This window comes from Bacteroides sp. MSSM.1001136sp1_RTP21357st2_D2_RTP21359_211015, assembly GCF_040913205.1.
Lineage (GTDB): Bacteria > Bacteroidota > Bacteroidia > Bacteroidales > Bacteroidaceae > Bacteroides > Bacteroides ovatus.
Map to the genome: position 1 here is coordinate 22,491 of NZ_JBDFVF010000008.1, position 17,039 is coordinate 39,529.

Consider the following 17,039-nt stretch of genomic DNA (forward strand, 5'->3'; position numbering starts at 1 on the left):
ATTAGCATGATAAATTTGAAAAATATTGCGGTACTACTGTTCAGTTTGGTAGTACCGGGGCTCGCTATTGCCCAAACAGAAGTACTTTACAATGGCATACACCTGCCTGAACAATGGCCACCCCGCTATGCGGAACCACAAAAAGCACAAGATATGCCGATACCCTATCTTGAACAAAAGCCGGGAGTAATTCCTGTAAATGTAGGACGGCAACTATTTGTTGATTCTTTTCTGATTGCAGAAACTAATTTGAATAGAGTGATTCATACTCCCCGGTTCTACGAAAGGAATCCGGTACTCGGACCTGATAAGGAATGGGAAAAGACAACCGAAGGCGGACTCTACGCTGCACCCTTCAGTGATGGGATCTGGTATGACGAAAAAGACGGGAAGTTCAAAATGTGGTACTTGGCAGGTGCAGGTGTTCTTCACAAAGGAGACAATCAGACCTTTTATACCGGATATGCCGAATCGGAAGACGGCAAGTACTGGACAAAACCTGTACTGGATATTTGGAACCAAACCAATATTGTAGATACCTGCAATCGTGACGCAGCTACTATTTGGCTGGACAAACAGGAGAAAGACCCGTCCAAACGGTACAAGATGTTCAATGTCGAACGCCGCCCCACCGACCGCAGATGGCAATTTATTTTGAAATACTCATCGGACGGGATTCATTGGGGAGAGGGAGTCGCCCAGTCCGGTGATTTATACGACCGTTCATCCGCATTCTACAATCCCTTCCGTGATGTGTGGGCATTGAGTATGCGTTACGGGACAACAGTTTCTTCCCGCTCACGCAGTTATTTGGAAAATAAAGACCCGGAAATGGCAGTAAGTTTCGCACATCGTATCCGAAAAGGAGTACCTGATAAGAATATGGTCTACTGGTTTACTCCGAGCGATAAAGAGCCGCGTCATCCGGAGTTTCCGGAAGTAGAACCGGGTATTTACAATTTTGATGCCATTGCTTATGAAAGCATTATGTTAGGATTGTACAGTGTATGGCAGGGACCGGAAAATGGAGTTTGTGCCAAACTAGGTATTCAGAAAAAGAATGAAATCTTTCTAGGGTATAGCCGTGACGGCTTCCATTTCTATCGTCCTTCTTTCAAGCCTTTCATGGCAGTGAATGAGACGGAAGGAGCATGGAACTGGGGAAATATGCAGTCTATCAATGGAGTGCCTTTGATAGTAGGAGATTCACTTTATTTCTATTCTAGCGGACGCCAAAGGAACAAGATTATGTGGGATAGCTATACATCTACCGGACTGGCTACTTTGCGCAGAGATGGTTTTGTCTCCATGCATGGAGATAAGGACGGCTATCTGCTGACGGAGAAGGTTCGTTTTGACGGCAAACATCTTTTTATCAATGCAGATGTAAAAGGTAGCTTGGCTGTAGAAATTCTGGATGAAAATGGAAAGCCATTAGAAGGATTCACACGGAAAGACTGTGTACCGGTGAAGAAAACAGATAAAACAAAATTGTTGGTTACATGGAAGAAACACCAGAATATAGCATCACTTATCGGGAAGGCTGTCCGACTGAAGTTCTACCTGAATAACGCTGATATATATGCATTTTGGATTTCTCCATGGCAAACGGGCGAAAGCCGTGGATATACAAGCGGCGGCGGACCGGGACTGTCAACCTGTGGCATAGATGTTCCTGCAAACAAATAAAAGATAAATGACTATGAAACGTTTATTTTATACATTACTATTTTTCCTGCCTTGTATGCTGATAGCTTGCGGTGGCAGTGATGATACTCCGGATGGAGATAATAATCCCCCGGTAGTGGCTCCCCCTAGCGAAGAGCCGGTAGATTCACGGCTATTGTACAATGGTATTCGTCTGCCCGAACAGTGGCCGCCGGTACGTTCATCTTCGTCTGAACTGGAAAAAGGAATGTCACCTTTTTATCTGTCGGATAAACCTTCTGTTATTAATATCTCGGTAGGACGCCAGTTATTTGTAGACAATTTCCTGATAGAATCCACTAATCTGAAACGTACGTTCTATTATCCTGAATATTATTCAGGCAATCCGATACTGACACCAGAACAGGATTGGGAGAAAACCGGAACAAAAGGTGCGGCATTCGCCGCTCCTTTCAGCGACGGGGTATGGTATGACGAAAAGGAAGGAAAATACAAAATGTGGTACATGGCAGGTGGTGGCTCCTATGCAACTAGCGGAGCAGGAGTGACTTGTTATGCGGAATCAACGGACGGTATTCACTGGACAAAACCCACTCTTTCCATTGTAGCCGGAACAAATATCGTTGACTATAACTCAGAACGTGACGCGTCTGTTATTTGGCTGGATAAACAGGAAGGTAATGCTTCGAAAAGATACAAGATGTTTTTAGTTGCCCGTGAATCCGGGAAATGGAGATACCATTACAAGACTTCCCCGGACGGCAAAGTCTGGCGTGCCGCAGTTCAATCGGAACCGATTGCCGACCGTTCAACAGTATATAAAAATCCTTTCAGAAACGTTTGGGTATATAGTATGCGGCATAATGTTCGGGTGGATGCGAATAAGCTGGTACGTGCGAGGGATTATAATGAAAACACCGATCCGGAAGCCGGAACAAAGAAAGCGGAAGCATTATTGAGTGCATTCTGGTTTGGTCCGTGGGCTAATGAGCAACACCATACAGACTATCCGAATATAGCGCCTGCGATATATAATCAGGATGCCACGCCTTATGAAAGCATTATGCTGGGATTCTTCTCCGTTTGGCAAGGGCCGGAAAATGATGTTTGTGCTTCGGACAACGTAATCAAGAGAAATCAAGTTATGGTAGGATATAGCCGTGACGGTTACAGTTGGTTCCGTGAGGATATGAATCCTTTCCATGCCGTAAATACGACCACCTCGGACGCATGGAATCAAGGTAACCTGCAATCCGTAGCCGGAGCACCGTTAATAGTAGGTGACAAACTCTATTTCTATCTGAGCGGTCGTCGTTTGAGAGGCACTCAAGAGATTACCACTACCGGGCTTGCCATGCTTCGTCGCGATGGATTTGCATCTATGAAAGGAACAGGAGAGTTGCAAACTTCCTTACTGAAATTTGACGGTTCGTACTTCTTTGTCAATGCCAATGTCACGGGAGAAATGAAAGTGGAACTTTTAGATCCCAATAATAAAGTAATCGAAGGATTCTCAAAAGATGAGTGCAAAGCCTTTAAAGGGGATAATGTAAAAGCGAAGATAGAATGGACAGGCAACGCTTCATTAGCCTCTTTGAAGAACAAACAACTGAAAGTGAAATTCTATATTGATAACGGTGAAATATTTGCTTTTTGGATTTCTCCTTCTGCGAATGGAGAGAGTATGGGATACACCGCTGGCGGAGGTCCCGGGTTGAATATTTCCGGAATAGATAAAACCAATTAAAAAATGAATACTATGAACAGATTAGCTTATTTATTATCATTGATTTGTATTCTTGCATTTTCTTCTTGCGAAGAGGATAAGGTATATTATCACACTGCGGCAAAGGCAGACTTTACCATTGGTGAGAATATGTACGAACTGGGACAGACCGCTGTTTTTAAAGATGCTTCCATACCCGATGAAGGAAGCCGGATAGTAGCATGGTTATGGGAGTTTGGCGATACAAAAAAATCCGTCTCGACGGAACAGAATCCAACTTTCGTTTATCAATCGGACGGTACATTTACCATTAAACTGACGGTGACTGATGATAACGGCTTGAGCGCGACAGCCAAGAAAGACCTTACCATCTTGGATCCCGCTAAAGCAATCAATGTAATGTGGCAGAAAGAAATGGGCGGACCTATTGAAAGTACAGTCTCACCTGCATTGTCGGCTGATGGTAAAACGGTTTATATGATTACCGACCAGACTTCCACAGGAGCATTTGACGTGAAACTTTATGCTTATGATACGGAAAATGGGACACAAAAATGGGCATTTGACATAACCGCCAACATGAATGAACTGAATCCGGGTGGTGGGGCAAGCATGGTATATGCAAGTCCGGCAGTAGGACCGAATGGAGATGTGTATATTGTGGTCCGCGATTTGAAGCCGGCTACCACTGAACATCCCCGTGCTTTATTCTTATTTGCCATAGGAAGCAATGGTAGTAGAAAATGGGCATACAAAGCTGCCGATTCTAATTTATATGCTGTTACTCCGGCTATTGACGCATCTGGTAATATCTACTTCGGACATAGAGGAAAGAAACTAATCGTATTAAGTCCTGCCGGTGATGTAGTCAAAGAAATAGCTTTAGATGTAGAAGTGTTGTCCGGTATGTCTCTGTCCAAAGACGGAACTGTCTATTTCGGCTCTTCCAAGAATACGGGGTATTTCGGTTATGATTTTGCTACCGGTACTCAAAAGTTTGTCTATCAGAAAGATTTGGGTGGTACAGCATTGAAAGGAAACTCGTACACAGTAGGAACGGACGGAACTATTTATACCGTAGCCGAACTGACATCAGGTGGCGCCATCATAGCTCTGAATCCTGACGGAACGGAAAAATGGGTGTACAAGACACCGGGAGCCATTGTTAACGGTGGTGTTGTGATTGGTACGGATGGAACGCTTTATGCCAACGGTGGAAATACTGTTGCCGGTGAAGCTTCGGCAGGTGTTTTCGCTTTGAATTCGGACGGTTCTTTAAAATGGCATTATGCTACAACGGAGGACGTTAGCAACTGCGTGCCAATCATCGATAACAGAGGATATATCCACATCATTTCGGACAAAGCCATCTATTATATTGTGAAACAAGACGGTAGTTTGCTTGCATCCGCCGAATTAGGAGTTAAATGTACCTCCAGTCCGGTAATGGATTCAAGAGGATATTTATATATCGGCATAGAAGCTGTCGCAGGTGCATCTGATATGGTATGTATCTCATCTGGAGCTACTTCCTATGCAGCTTCTGCATGGCCGATGAAAGGCCAGAATCCGCAACGGACAGGTTTGCAAAAGTAAGTAGTTTAAAATGTAGACGATTATGAAGAAATATTCTTTATTGGCAGTTTTCTTATTATTAATGTGCAATGTTTCGGTATGCGGGCAAACAGGACGTATCCTTTTTGTGGATACAACATTCATTGAGAAAACAAATCTGCAACGAATACATCATTCCCCCGTCTATTATTCAGGCAATCCTGTATTGAAGGCTGATAAAAAATGGGAGTTGAATATAAATGGTGACCCTTATGCCGCCCCTTTTAGCGGTGGCGTATGGTATGATGAGGAAGAGCAAAAATTCAAGATGTGGTATTCTGCCGGTGGCGGGAAGTTATTAGGGCTCGTCACTTGCTATGCAGAGTCGTTCGACGGGAAAGTCTGGATAAAACCGGAGCTGGACGTTGTTCCGGGAACCAATATCGTAGATACATTAGAGCATGATTGCGTTTCCGTGTTGCTTGATAAATTTGAGAAAGACCGGACGAAGCGTTATAAAATGTTTGTTGTAGAATTTAATAATCGCTTCACAGTCAGCATGAAACTCAAATATTCTTCTGACGGAATCCATTGGAGTGAGCCGAAAGCTCTTTCGGGAGAATTGTACGACCGTTGTGCGGCTTATTACGACCCGTTTCGCAAGAAATATGTCCTGTCATTGAAAACCATAAATGGAGTGTATAGGCGTTCACGCAATTATTTGGAACATGAAGATCCGGAAATGCTGGTTAGCCTGGCACATAGGATATATGACAACAAGAGTGATAAGTTTATCCGTTATTGGTTTAATGCCGATGACGACGATCCGCGTCATCCTCAATTTCCCGAACTGCGTCCACAGATATACAATCATGAAGCAATGCCGTATGAGGGCTGTATATTAGGCTACTTCACCGTTTGGCAGGGACCGGAGAACAATGTTTGTGACAGTCTGAACATTCAAAAAAGGAATGAAGTCCTGATAGGTTGGAACAAAGACGGTTTTCATTGGAACCGGGAAAACAAGAAACCATTTCTTCCTGTCAGTGAGGACTTTCATGCATGGAATGCAGGCAATGTACAGTCTACTGCGGGTAGCCCTCTGATAGTCGGAGACTCTCTTTATTTTTATGTCAGTGGACGCTATAACAGCAAGCCGAAACATGATTCCAATTTTGCCACAGGACTTGCGATGCTTCGTCGTGATGGTTTTGTTTCGATGCGGGCAGGAAGAAAAGAAGGATATGTAGAAATAAAAACTAAGATTCCGGCAAATGGAAACTATTTGTTTGTAAATGCAGATGTGAAGGGAACTTTAGCGGTAGAAGTGTTGGATGATAACGGTCAGCCAATGGAAGGATTTACAAAGAAAGACTGCATATCAATGAAAAAATCGGATAAAACGAAACAGATGATTTCATGGGAAAAACATCCAGGCGTAACATCACTGGTGGGGAAAACAGTCCGGTTGAAGTTTTATCTGAATCAGGCGGATATCTATGCATTTTGGATTTCGGCATGGCAAACAGGCGAAAGTGGTGGATATACCGGCGGTGGAGGACCGGGACTATCAGACAAGGGTATAGATACCCCCATAGATAAATTGAAAAATAACTAAATATATTAAACTTAAAAAAAGAAACTGTATTATGGAAAAGATTATAGGATTAATCAATGCTCCTTTTACTCCGTTTTATGAAAATGGAGAAGTAAATTATGAACCAATCGAAGCCTATGCAAAGCTACTTGTAAAAAATGGCTTGAAAGGTGTTTTCATCAACGGTTCTTCTGGAGAAGGGTATATGTTGACTGATGAAGAACGAATGAAGTTGGCAGAACGTTGGATGGAAGTTGCACCGGATGGCTTTAAGGTTATTGTACACGTGGGGAGTTGCTGCGTAAAGTCAAGCCGGATGCTGGCGGAACATGCGCAGAAAATCGGAGCTTGGGGAATTGGTGCAATGGCACCTCCTTTCCCGAAAATAGGACGAATAGAAGAATTGGTAAAGTACTGCGAAGAAATCGCTGCCGGAGCACCGAAGCTGCCCTTCTATTATTATCACATTCCTGCATTCAATGGAGCATTCTTATCGATGCTTGCTTTCCTGAAAGCAGTTGAAAACCGTATTCCCAATTTTGCGGGAATCAAATATACCTTCGAAAGCCTGTATGAATACAATCAATGTCGTTTGTATAAAGACGGCAAGTTCGATATGCTTCACGGGCAGGATGAAACCATTCTTCCTTGTCTCGCAATGGGAGGGGCGCAAGGCGGAATCGGCGGAACGACCAACTATAACGGTATAAACCTGGTAGGTATCATTGATGCCTGGAAAGCCGGTGAATTGGAGCAAGCCCGTGAATTGCAAAACTTCTCTCAGGAAGTGATTAACGTAATCTGCCATTTCCGTGGGAATATTGTTGGTGGCAAACGTATCATGAAGCTTATCGGACTTGATTTGGGCGGCAACCGTACTCCTTTCCAAAACATGACCGCTGACGAAGAAAAACAAATGAAAGCGGAACTGGAAGAAATCCGTTTCTTCGAACGTTGCAATAAATTCTAACAGGAGGACGTATGAAGAATATTACTGACTATATACAACAATGGGCTAATACCTATAAGGATGATATGCAGAATAATATCATGCCCTTTTGGATAAAGTATGGACTGGATAGAGTGAATGGTGGTATATATACTTGTGTAGATCGCGACGGTGCATTAATGGATAGTACAAAATCCGTTTGGTTTCAGGGGCGTTTTGCATTTACTTGTTCCTATGCCTATAATCATATAGAAAAGAATCCGACATGGTTGCAAGCCGCAAAAAGCACACTAGACTTTATAGAGAAGTATTGCTTTGATTCGGATGGGCGTATGTACTTTGAAGTGACAGCGGACGGTCGCCCTTTACGTAAGCGCCGTTACATTTTCTCCGAGTCATTTGCAGCCATAGCGATGTCCGAATATTCGATAGCGTCGGGGGATAAGACGTATGCGGTGAAGGCACTCGAACTGTTCAAACGTATGCAATATTTCCTGCAAACTCCCGGACTGCTTGCTCCCAAATATACAGATACGCTCCCCATGAAAGGACATTCCATTACCATGATATTGATAAACGTAGCTTCCCGAATCAGGGAAGCTATTCAAGACGAATGTCTGACACGGCAGATTGACGAGTCCATTAGCTGTCTGGAAAAAGATTTCCTACATCCGGAGTTCAAGGCATTATTGGAAACCGTAGGACCGAACGGAGAATTTATAGACTCCAATATGGGGCGTACCATCAATCCGGGGCATTGTATCGAAACAGCTTGGTTTTTGCTGGAAGAATCCAAGCTCCGGGGAAGGGATCAAAACATAAAAGAACTGGGGCTGAAGATTCTGGACTGGTCATGGGAGTGGGGCTGGGATAAAGAATTCGGCGGTATTATCAATTTCAAAGATTGCAGGAATCTTCCTTCGCAGGACTATGCGCAGGATATGAGATTCTGGTGGCCGCAAACAGAAGCAATTATCGCTACCCTGTATGCCTATCTGATGACGAAAGAAGAGAAATACCTGAAGATGCATCAACAAATCAGCGAGTGGACATATACACATTTCCCGGACAAAGAATACGGAGAGTGGTATGGCTATCTCCATCGGGATGGAACAGTCGCCCAGCCGGCAAAAGGAAATTTATTTAAAGGACCTTTTCATATCCCTCGCATGATGACAAAAGGATATATGCTTTGTGAGGAAATAATGTCTGAAATAAAAAAAGAAATAAGATGATTGTATCCAATTTACAAAATAGCCAACGGGTGGAGAAACTTCACCCGTTGTTCAAACAGCTTTTCGATTATGTGAAATCGCACGATCTGTTGCACGAGGAACTGGGAACTATCAGACTGGATGGTGATAATCTGATTGTCAATAATATCTATCCCGAATGTATTCCTGAAGGAAAGCGTTTATTAGAACTGCATCACGATTATATTGATGTGCACATATTGCTTGAAGGCAAAGAAACCATTGGCTGGAAAGCCTTGGAAGAATTAAAAGTGGAAAGACAAGCTTATGATAAAAAGAGTGATTGTGCCCTATATGGTGACGTTCCTACTACTTTCATCAATCTCTTGCCCGGACAATTCGTCATTGTATATCCGGAGGACCCCCATGCTCCGGCTATCGGTAAAGGCTGGATACGCAAACTGATAGCTAAAGTAAAAGTCTAAGTAAACAGTCTCAAAAATCTTTTAAATATAACTACCATGAAAAATAAAAATATTTATCCATGGGTAGTGGTTGCGTTGCTTTGGGTAGTAGCGTTGCTCAACTACATGGATAGACAAATGCTTTCTACAATGCAGGAAGCAATGAAAATAGATATTGTAGAGCTGACGAAGGCAGAAGCTTTCGGTGCATTAATGGCAGTCTTTCTTTGGATTTACGGCTTTATGAGCCCGGTTGCCGGAATTATTGCAGACAGGCTTAGTCGTAAATGGTTAATTGTCGGAAGCTTGTTTGTTTGGTCGGCTGTAACATTCCTGATGGGATATGCCACGACGTTTGAGCAATTATATGGTTTGCGTGCAGTGATGGGGATTAGTGAAGCATTGTATATTCCTTCCGCTCTGTCCTTGATAGCGGATTGGCATCAGGACAAATCACGCTCATTGGCAATTGGAGTTCACATGACCGGACTGTATGTCGGTCAGGCAATCGGTGGGTTTGGAGCTACGGCAGCCGCTGCATTTTCCTGGCAGAGCACTTTTCACTGGTTTGGCATTGTAGGTATTGCTTATTCTGTGGTTCTTATCTTTTTCCTACATGAGAATCCTGTCCGAATGAAAATAGAAAAGGTTGTTGCTAATGGCATTAGCAAGGGGAATTCAATTGGAAAAGGGCTGTTACTGTTATTTTCAAATATTTCTTTTTGGGTGATATTATTTTATTTTGCGGCTCCAAGTTTACCGGGGTGGGCTACAAAGAACTGGTTGCCAACGCTATTTGCGGAGAACCTGGATATTCCGATGTCACAGGCAGGACCAATATCTACGATTACCATTGCTCTATCTTCATTTGTCGGAGTAATATTGGGAGGATTCTTGTCGGATAGATGGGTGCTGAAGAATATCCGCGGACGTGTCTACACAGGGGCAATCGGACTGGGGATGACTATCCCCGCACTGTTATTGTTAGGTTTCGGACACGGTTTCATTAGCGTAATAGGTGCAGGATTGTTGTTCGGCATCGGCTTTGGTATTTTCGATGCCAACAATATGCCTATTCTATGCCAGTTCGTTTCTGCTAAATATAGGGGGACGGCATATGGTATTATGAATATGACAGGAGTTTTTGCAGGAGCTGCAGTAACTCAATTATTGGGAAAATGGACGGACGGTGGAAGTCTGGGCGAAGGATTTGCTATGCTTAGTATTGTCGTTGCACTTGCATTAGGGCTACAAATCTACTTTTTAAGACCTAAAACGGATAATATGGAGTAATACAATGATGGTTATAGTTTGGGGTGTTATGAGTAATAAGAAGAAAAGAATTTTAGTGTAAAGCTCATTTATTATCTCAAATGTATAGATATATTTGTAAATATTGTATTCGTACTATTCTTACTCTTAAACTGTTTTCTTTTTATTATACAGGATGCTAATAAACTCAATTTGCATTTTTAATAAATAATGAAACAGTTTATTATAAACGGGTCTTACATTTATAATAAACGATATTCGGGATAATTCACTAAGTAGATACGAATATATTAAACAAAATGGGGTGAAATCTATGTAGATTTCACCCCATTTCTATTCTTTCAGACACATATTTATGTTTCTGTAAATTCTCTTTATGTCTTTATTTTTGTATATATCATATCTGTTGTCTGCTAATTGGTTATTGCAAATATACGAAATTAAAAGAGGAAAGTCAATAGCATTTTAAAATTTGATGTGATACAACACATGCCTGCACAACGGATGCTCACCAGGGACAAGCGGATGATCGAATTCCCTCATTCGTTCCATTCCTATTTTCTGCATTACACGTTCTGACCGTTGGTTGAGAAGGGAAGTAAAAGAAAAGAGTTCTTTTATATCCGTTTTATTGCGTGTATATTCCAAACAAGCTGTTGCAGCTTCAGGAGCATAACCCTGTCCCCAATATTCGTGTGCTAACCGCCAGCCTATTTCTATGCCCGGAGCAAAGTCTACATCAAATGTAATCTGATGTAGTCCGGTATAGCCCATAAAAGCATGATCTTCTTTTCGTTCTACAGCATACAAACCGAAGCCACAGGTTTGGAACTCATTTTGAATACGCTGATAAAAGGCAAATGATTCTTCCGATGACAATGAATTAAGAAAAAACTCCATCACATTCGGATCGGCATTCATACGGGCAAAAAACGGGATGTCTTCTTCTTTCCAGTCGCGGAGAATCAGACGGGGTGTTTCTATATACTTTTGCATAACTATGATAATAATAAAATGCAAAGGTACAATTCTTTTTCCTTATTGGAAGTTATTCGTTATTATAAGTATTAACCATCATTCATTGAATACCCCCTTTCACATATAGTCAGTCTAGTCAGCAGCGTGATACGGATGTGTAAACCAGAAGCAGGAGCCTACTCCTTCGGTCGAATCCACGCCAATTTCTCCTCCCATTTGGGAAACAATGCTCTTACAGATAGAAAGTCCCAGTCCTGTACCCTGAACAAAAGTATTCAGCTTCACAAAACGTTCAAATACGCTCTTTTGCTTTTCTTCCGGTATTCCCATTCCGGTGTCGCGCACATAGAATTTTATTTTCTGATGGGGTACTTGTTCATATCCCAGGGTGATACTGCCTTGTTGGGTGAACTTTAACGCGTTATTTATAAAGTTACTGATTACTTGGGTGAATCTGTTTTTATCCGTATAGATATAACATTCCGGGAATGGTTCCTCTAAAATCAGTTCAACACCTTTACCCACTTTCATACCCATTGATTTGATAATTTCAGAACAAGTCTCGTTTACATCCACATTGGTATATACAAAATTGAATGTTCCCGCTTCGATTTTCGAAAGATCGAGAATGTCCGATATCAGTTGCAAGAGAAGTTCATTATTCTCTTGCACAATCTTGATATATTCCTGCCGTTCGCTTCTGCTATCCGTTTCTGCCAGAAGACTGGAAAAGCCGACAATAGCATTGAGAGGAGTACGGATCTCATGACTCATGTTAGCCAGGAAAGCCGATTTCAGACGATCCAGTTCTTCCGCTTTATCACGGGCAATAATCAATTTCTGTTCAGTTTCTTTCAAAGGCGTGATGTCATAATTGATACACAACATCTCAATAATGCCGTCTTGCGGACGATAATCTCTGACCATTACGTTAATGCTGGTCCATGTATATTTGCCATTCTCCCTGCATACACGAACTTCTTTACGCAAACTGGTTGCCTTTCCCGTTTTCACTTCACCTACAAAGTTTTTCAGAACAGCCTGATCTTCAGGAACCACATGTGCATATACTCCGATAACCTGTGGCATGGGAATACCTTCTTTCTCTCCCAAATTCCTGTACCATGTATCTTGGGCATATCCGTCTCTTGTCAATATATTGAAATGAGCAAATCCTACCTTGGCGTAATCACCGATGAGAAGAAACAGATTCTCAAACTCCTGTATCTTGGTGTATGCATTGGTCGTTTCCGTCGTATCTATATTGATAAACAGATAGTTGATAAATCGATTTTGAGAATCATAGAGAGCAGTAACTTTAGTGTTAAGATTAATAATCCCATTTCTCCGGCTATCTACATATTGATTTATTTTGGAGAAGTCATAATTGATGGAGAAATTTACATCTTCTTTCGCTCTCAATCTCTCTTTAACCTCTGAAGGAATATTGGGATTATCGAACAGATTAACTCCCAATGCCTCATTCTTGTCAGACAAGCCGAATATTTCAAGCTCTTTATCATTAATATCTACCAGATAACCGTCTTTGTCGTAAAGTTCGACGCCTGCCGGAAGATTCTTATAGATGTTTCTCAATATCTTCTCGCTGTTGTCCAAAGCTAGACGATCTTCTTTGGCTTGTAACTCCGACTTTCGCAATTCGATGCAAATACTGATAATATTAGCAAGGGAGGAGAAGCATTGATAATCCACATTGCTCCAGCTACGCTGCGTTCTTACCATATCAATTCCCATATAGCCCCATACCTCTTCTTTAGAGATTAGCGGAACTACCATCAGTGACTTGATATCCTGCATCTCCAACGTCTGACGATATTCCGCAGCTTCTTCGGGCATATCGTCCAGCGTGTTCAGTATGATAGCCCTTCTTTCAGCTATCTGATGATTCCACCAGGTAGAAGGGTCCCAGGGAATATTGCTCAAGAACTCCTGTTCCTTGGATATTCCTTCGGCGGTAACCTCATAAGTGCAATCCTGGCGTTGTTCTTTTCTGTTTATTTCGAAGATATAGATACGATCGCCCAAAAATTGGTGAAGAAGATCTCCTAATGTCTTGTTAACCACTTGAGCGACATCATCACATTGCAGAAAAGCAAGCAATGAATATGAAATATTAGTTTGTTGGTAAAGCAAATTGCTTACTTGAAAGAAATCAATGTTTCCATTCGTAGTATCGATCGGTCTGTCAATATATTGCAGAAAGCCTGTCATGTTCCTATATCCCTCTTTATCGGGCTTTTGGAAATTAATCTTAGAGTACACCCATATTTCCCCGTCTTTTGCCCGGATTGGGAACATTTGTTCGTATGTCTCCAGATAAGAAAGAGACATATATTCATTTTTAAGACGCAGTCGGTGGTCTTCACGTATTCTTTGGTGGAATTCGGTGAAACTGATGCGGTTACTTTCAAGGCCGAGTAAGTCAACAATAAAGTCAGAGCAGATATATTCTTTATTCTTCAAATCTGACTCCCACCATCCCATTTTGGCCATCTGTGCTATCTGAACGTATTTTTCATAGTCATAATTTGTTTGTTCTTTCATATTGTTTGCTCTTGTTTTCTGTTTTATATTATAAGACACTAGCCGGCAAAGATAAGCATAACTTTTAAATAATGAGGTGTTTGCATATCACAGCAGGATGAAAGTGGAAATTTGGTGCTGAAAAGTGGAAAAAGAGACGAATGAGTACAAACAGGGGATTATTTCGTCTTGCTCTTAGTGAAGAAATGAATTATATAATCTATAATATATATCAGAAGAATGAAAAATACCAGATTATTCATGTTTGCGGCATGCACACTTTTTTTGGCAGCGTGTGGCAGGCAAACCGTGAAGATTATGACTCCGCCGGATGCGTCAAATCGTGTTCTGTTTGGTGCGGAGCAGTTACAGACTACCTTGGATAAAGCCGGTTATCAGGTAATGATGCAACAGGGAGACACGACATTCTCCGATCCCGAAATCAAAACGATTCTGTTGACGGAAGTAAATGACACGACGCTCAAGAAAGAAGGTTTTCATATTTCGACGACGGGCAATCTGACCAAAGTGTCCGGCAGGGATGGGAGTGGTGTCATTTACGGATGCCATGAACTGATTGACCGTGTGAATGATTCGGATGGTAAGTTGAACTTCCCGGAGGAACTGAAAGACGGTCCTGAAATGGTATTGCGTGGTGCATGTGTAGGATTACAGAAGATGACCTACCTGCCGGGACATGGTGTGTACGAATATCCGTATACGCCGGAAAGTTTCCCCTGGTTTTATGATAAAGAACAGTGGATTAAATACTTGGATATGTTGGTTGCCAACCGCATGAATTCGCTGTACCTTTGGAATGGCCATCCGTTTGCGTCATTGGTGAAACTGGAAGATTATCCGTTTGCGCTGGAAGTAGATGAAGAAACATTCAAAATGAATGAAGAAATGTTCTCTTTCCTCACGGAAGAAGCGGACAAGCGCGGTATCTTTGTCATACAGATGTTTTATAATATCATTCTTTCCAAACCTTTTGCAGAGCATTACAGACTGAAAACACAGGACCGTAACCGTCCTATTACTCCTCTGATTGCCGATTATACACGCAAGAGTATTGCCGCTTTCATTGAAAAGTATCCCAATGTAGGATTACTTGTTTGTCTGGGTGAAGCGATGTGTACAGTGGAGGACGATGTGGAATGGTTTACTAAAACAATTATTCCGGGAGTGAAAGACGGATTACAGGCATTGGGACGTACGGATGAACCGCCTCTTTTGTTGCGTGCGCACGACACGGACTGCAAACTGGTGATGGACGCTGCCTTGCCGCTCTATAAGAATCTTTATACGATGCATAAGTATAATGGTGAATCGTTGACTACCTACGAACCTCGTGGTCCCTGGTCGAAAATTCATACGGATTTGAGTTCGTTGGGTTCCATTCATATCAGTAACGTACATATCCTGGCAAATTTGGAACCGTTCCGCTGGGGTTCTCCGGATTTCGTACAAAAGGCGGTCACTGCCATGCACAATGTACACGGTGCCAATGCGTTGCACCTTTATCCGCAGGCTTCATATTGGGACTGGCCTTATACGGCTGACAAATTACCGAACAATGAACGTGAATTCCAGTTGGATCGTGATTGGATCTGGTATCAGACGTGGGGACGCTATGCGTGGAATTGCCACCGAGATCGTACAGATGAAATGGGTTACTGGGACCATCAGTTGGGCAAGTTCTACGGAACCTCTGACGAAAATGCAAGTAATATCCGTGTAGCATACGAAGAAAGCGGAGAGATTGCTCCGAAGTTGTTACGTCGTTTTGGTATTACAGAGGGAAATCGCCAAACGTTATTACTGGGTATGTTTATGAGTCAGCTTGTCAATCCGTACAAATATACGATCTATCCGGGATTCTATGAAAGTTGCGGACCGGAAGGGGAGAAGCTGATAGAGTATGTAGAGAAAGAATGGAAAAAGCAACCTCATGTAGGTGAAATGCCTTTGGATATTGTTGCTCAAGTAATAGAACATGGAGATAAAGCAGTAGCGGCTATTGATAAAGCAGCAGGTTCCGTCTCTTCAAATAAGGATGAATTTGCACGTTTGCAGAATGATATGCATTGTTATCGTGAATTTGCGTATGCGTTCAACCTGAAAGTGAAAGCTGCCAAACTGGTATTGGATTATCAATGGGGAAAAGAGATTAAGAATCTTGAAGAAGCTATTCCTTTGATGGAACAAAGTCTGGAACACTATCGCAAATTGGTGGAACTGACGGATGAACATTACTTGTATGCCAACAGTATGCAGACTGCCCAACGTCGTATTCCTATCGGTGGAGATGATGGAAAGAACAAGACTTGGAAAGAACTGCTGGTACACTATGAGAAGGAATTGGAAAATTTCAAAGCCAACCTCGCTTTGTTGAAAGAAAAACAGAATGGAAATGCGGTGACTGAAACTGTCGAGATTGCTGCCTGGACTCCTGCAAACGTGAAACTGATTTCTAATTATCCGACAGTGAAAATGGATGAGGGTATTTCTTTATTTATGGATGTTCCAAGTAAGATAGAAGCAGTAGCTCCTGAATTAAAAGGAATGAAAGCGCTTCGTTTCAATGGAAACGAGCAGAGAGAGAAAGGCACGAGTATCACTTTCGAAACAGATGCTCCGGTGAAATTATTAGTAGCCTATTTCAAAGACGACCAGAAAAAGTATGCAAAAGCTCCGAAACTGGAAATCGATGCGTCAGCCAATGATTACGGTCAAGCGGAACCTGTGTTGACGAATGCTGTCCGTATCAACGGAATGCCTTTGGCAAATGTGCATGCATATAGTTTTCCGGCTGGAAAGCATACGTTGATGTTACCCAAAGGCTATCTGCAAGTGTTGGGATTCACGGCTGCGGAAACGAAAGTGCGTAATGCAGGGCTTGCCGGGGATGAAGAGACAATGGATTGGTTGTTTTATTAATGGGAATTTATCGGTTAAATGAGAATTTAGCGGTTAAATGGGAATTTTGCAGTTAGGCTGAAAGCCTTACAATTATATATTTATTGGGGTGCCCTGAAAGGGCTTAATTCTATAGCGTAGGGCAACGCCCTACGAAAAAAACACACCAGCCACA

General features: G+C 42.2%; 11 protein-coding genes. 9 read left to right on the forward strand and 2 right to left on the reverse strand.

The features are described 5' to 3' along the window. Positions 1-6 precede the first annotated feature (6 nt). From AB5217_RS07295 to AB5217_RS07330, 8 genes are read left to right on the forward strand one after another with little or no spacing between them, the layout of a single operon-like run. Positions 7-1,689 carry a hypothetical protein gene (locus tag AB5217_RS07295; RefSeq protein WP_195647467.1) on the forward strand — a complete coding sequence of 561 codons (1,683 nt, stop codon included), beginning with the start codon at positions 7-9 and terminating at the stop codon, positions 1,687-1,689. Between the two features lie 13 nt (positions 1,690-1,702). Then, positions 1,703-3,415: a hypothetical protein gene (locus tag AB5217_RS07300; RefSeq protein ID WP_195647465.1), complete on the forward strand. Its 1,713-nt coding sequence runs from the start codon at positions 1,703-1,705 to the stop codon at positions 3,413-3,415. A gap of 3 nt (positions 3,416-3,418) precedes the next feature. Beyond that, positions 3,419-4,990 carry a PQQ-binding-like beta-propeller repeat protein gene (locus AB5217_RS07305; protein WP_394811995.1) on the forward strand — a complete coding sequence of 524 codons (1,572 nt, stop codon included), beginning with the start codon at positions 3,419-3,421 and terminating at the stop codon, positions 4,988-4,990. Positions 4,991-5,012: 22 nt separating this feature from the next. Continuing rightward, a complete protein-coding gene (locus tag AB5217_RS07310) occupies positions 5,013-6,566 on the forward strand; it encodes a hypothetical protein (RefSeq protein ID WP_195647461.1) in 1,554 nt (517 codons plus the stop codon). A gap of 31 nt (positions 6,567-6,597) precedes the next feature. Continuing rightward, positions 6,598-7,515 (forward strand): dihydrodipicolinate synthase family protein, encoded by a 918-nt coding sequence (locus AB5217_RS07315; protein WP_195647460.1) that lies wholly within the window; start codon positions 6,598-6,600, stop codon positions 7,513-7,515. A gap of 11 nt (positions 7,516-7,526) precedes the next feature. Further along, positions 7,527-8,729, forward strand: a complete 1,203-nt coding sequence (locus tag AB5217_RS07320; protein WP_195647458.1) for an AGE family epimerase/isomerase — start codon at positions 7,527-7,529, stop codon at positions 8,727-8,729. Continuing rightward, positions 8,726-9,172 (forward strand): YhcH/YjgK/YiaL family protein, encoded by a 447-nt coding sequence (locus tag AB5217_RS07325; protein WP_004296059.1) that lies wholly within the window; start codon positions 8,726-8,728, stop codon positions 9,170-9,172. The genes AB5217_RS07320 and AB5217_RS07325 overlap by 4 nt, the downstream gene beginning before the upstream one ends. Before the next feature lie 36 nt (positions 9,173-9,208). After that, the gene (locus tag AB5217_RS07330) at positions 9,209-10,444 is read left to right on the forward strand and encodes an MFS transporter (RefSeq protein WP_004296058.1); all 1,236 of its coding nucleotides are present in this window, start codon (positions 9,209-9,211) and stop codon (positions 10,442-10,444) included. 444 nt (positions 10,445-10,888) lie between these two features. Here AB5217_RS07330 and AB5217_RS07335 read toward each other — a convergent pair whose 3' ends face one another. Continuing rightward, positions 10,889-11,419 carry a GNAT family N-acetyltransferase gene (locus AB5217_RS07335; protein ID WP_195647456.1) on the reverse strand — a complete coding sequence of 177 codons (531 nt, stop codon included), beginning with the start codon at positions 11,417-11,419 and terminating at the stop codon, positions 10,889-10,891. 114 nt (positions 11,420-11,533) lie between these two features. Then, positions 11,534-13,966, reverse strand: coding sequence for an ATP-binding protein (locus AB5217_RS07340; RefSeq protein ID WP_195647454.1), 2,433 nt, complete (start codon positions 13,964-13,966; stop codon positions 11,534-11,536). Positions 13,967-14,185: 219 nt separating this feature from the next. On the opposite strand from AB5217_RS07340, the gene AB5217_RS07345 reads away from it, so the two are divergent. After that, positions 14,186-16,885 (forward strand): hypothetical protein, encoded by a 2,700-nt coding sequence (locus AB5217_RS07345; protein ID WP_195647452.1) that lies wholly within the window; start codon positions 14,186-14,188, stop codon positions 16,883-16,885. The last annotated feature ends 154 nt before the right edge of the window (positions 16,886-17,039 follow it).

Excerpts from the sequence above, each read along its gene's own strand:
- AB5217_RS07295 (WP_195647467.1), top strand. The coding sequence starts at position 7 with ATGATAAATTTGAAAAATATTGCGGTACTACTGTTCAGTTTGGTAGTA.
- AB5217_RS07300 (WP_195647465.1), top strand. The coding sequence starts at position 1,703 with ATGAAACGTTTATTTTATACATTACTATTTTTCCTGCCTTGTATGCTG.
- AB5217_RS07305 (WP_394811995.1), top strand. The coding sequence starts at position 3,419 with ATGAATACTATGAACAGATTAGCTTATTTATTATCATTGATTTGTATT.
- AB5217_RS07310 (WP_195647461.1), top strand. The coding sequence starts at position 5,013 with ATGAAGAAATATTCTTTATTGGCAGTTTTCTTATTATTAATGTGCAAT.
- AB5217_RS07315 (WP_195647460.1), top strand. The coding sequence starts at position 6,598 with ATGGAAAAGATTATAGGATTAATCAATGCTCCTTTTACTCCGTTTTAT.
- AB5217_RS07320 (WP_195647458.1), top strand. The coding sequence starts at position 7,527 with ATGAAGAATATTACTGACTATATACAACAATGGGCTAATACCTATAAG.
- AB5217_RS07325 (WP_004296059.1), top strand. The coding sequence starts at position 8,726 with ATGATTGTATCCAATTTACAAAATAGCCAACGGGTGGAGAAACTTCAC.
- AB5217_RS07330 (WP_004296058.1), top strand. The coding sequence starts at position 9,209 with ATGAAAAATAAAAATATTTATCCATGGGTAGTGGTTGCGTTGCTTTGG.
- AB5217_RS07335 (WP_195647456.1), bottom strand. The coding sequence starts at position 11,419 with ATGCAAAAGTATATAGAAACACCCCGTCTGATTCTCCGCGACTGGAAA.
- AB5217_RS07340 (WP_195647454.1), bottom strand. The coding sequence starts at position 13,966 with ATGAAAGAACAAACAAATTATGACTATGAAAAATACGTTCAGATAGCA.
- AB5217_RS07345 (WP_195647452.1), top strand. The coding sequence starts at position 14,186 with ATGAAAAATACCAGATTATTCATGTTTGCGGCATGCACACTTTTTTTG.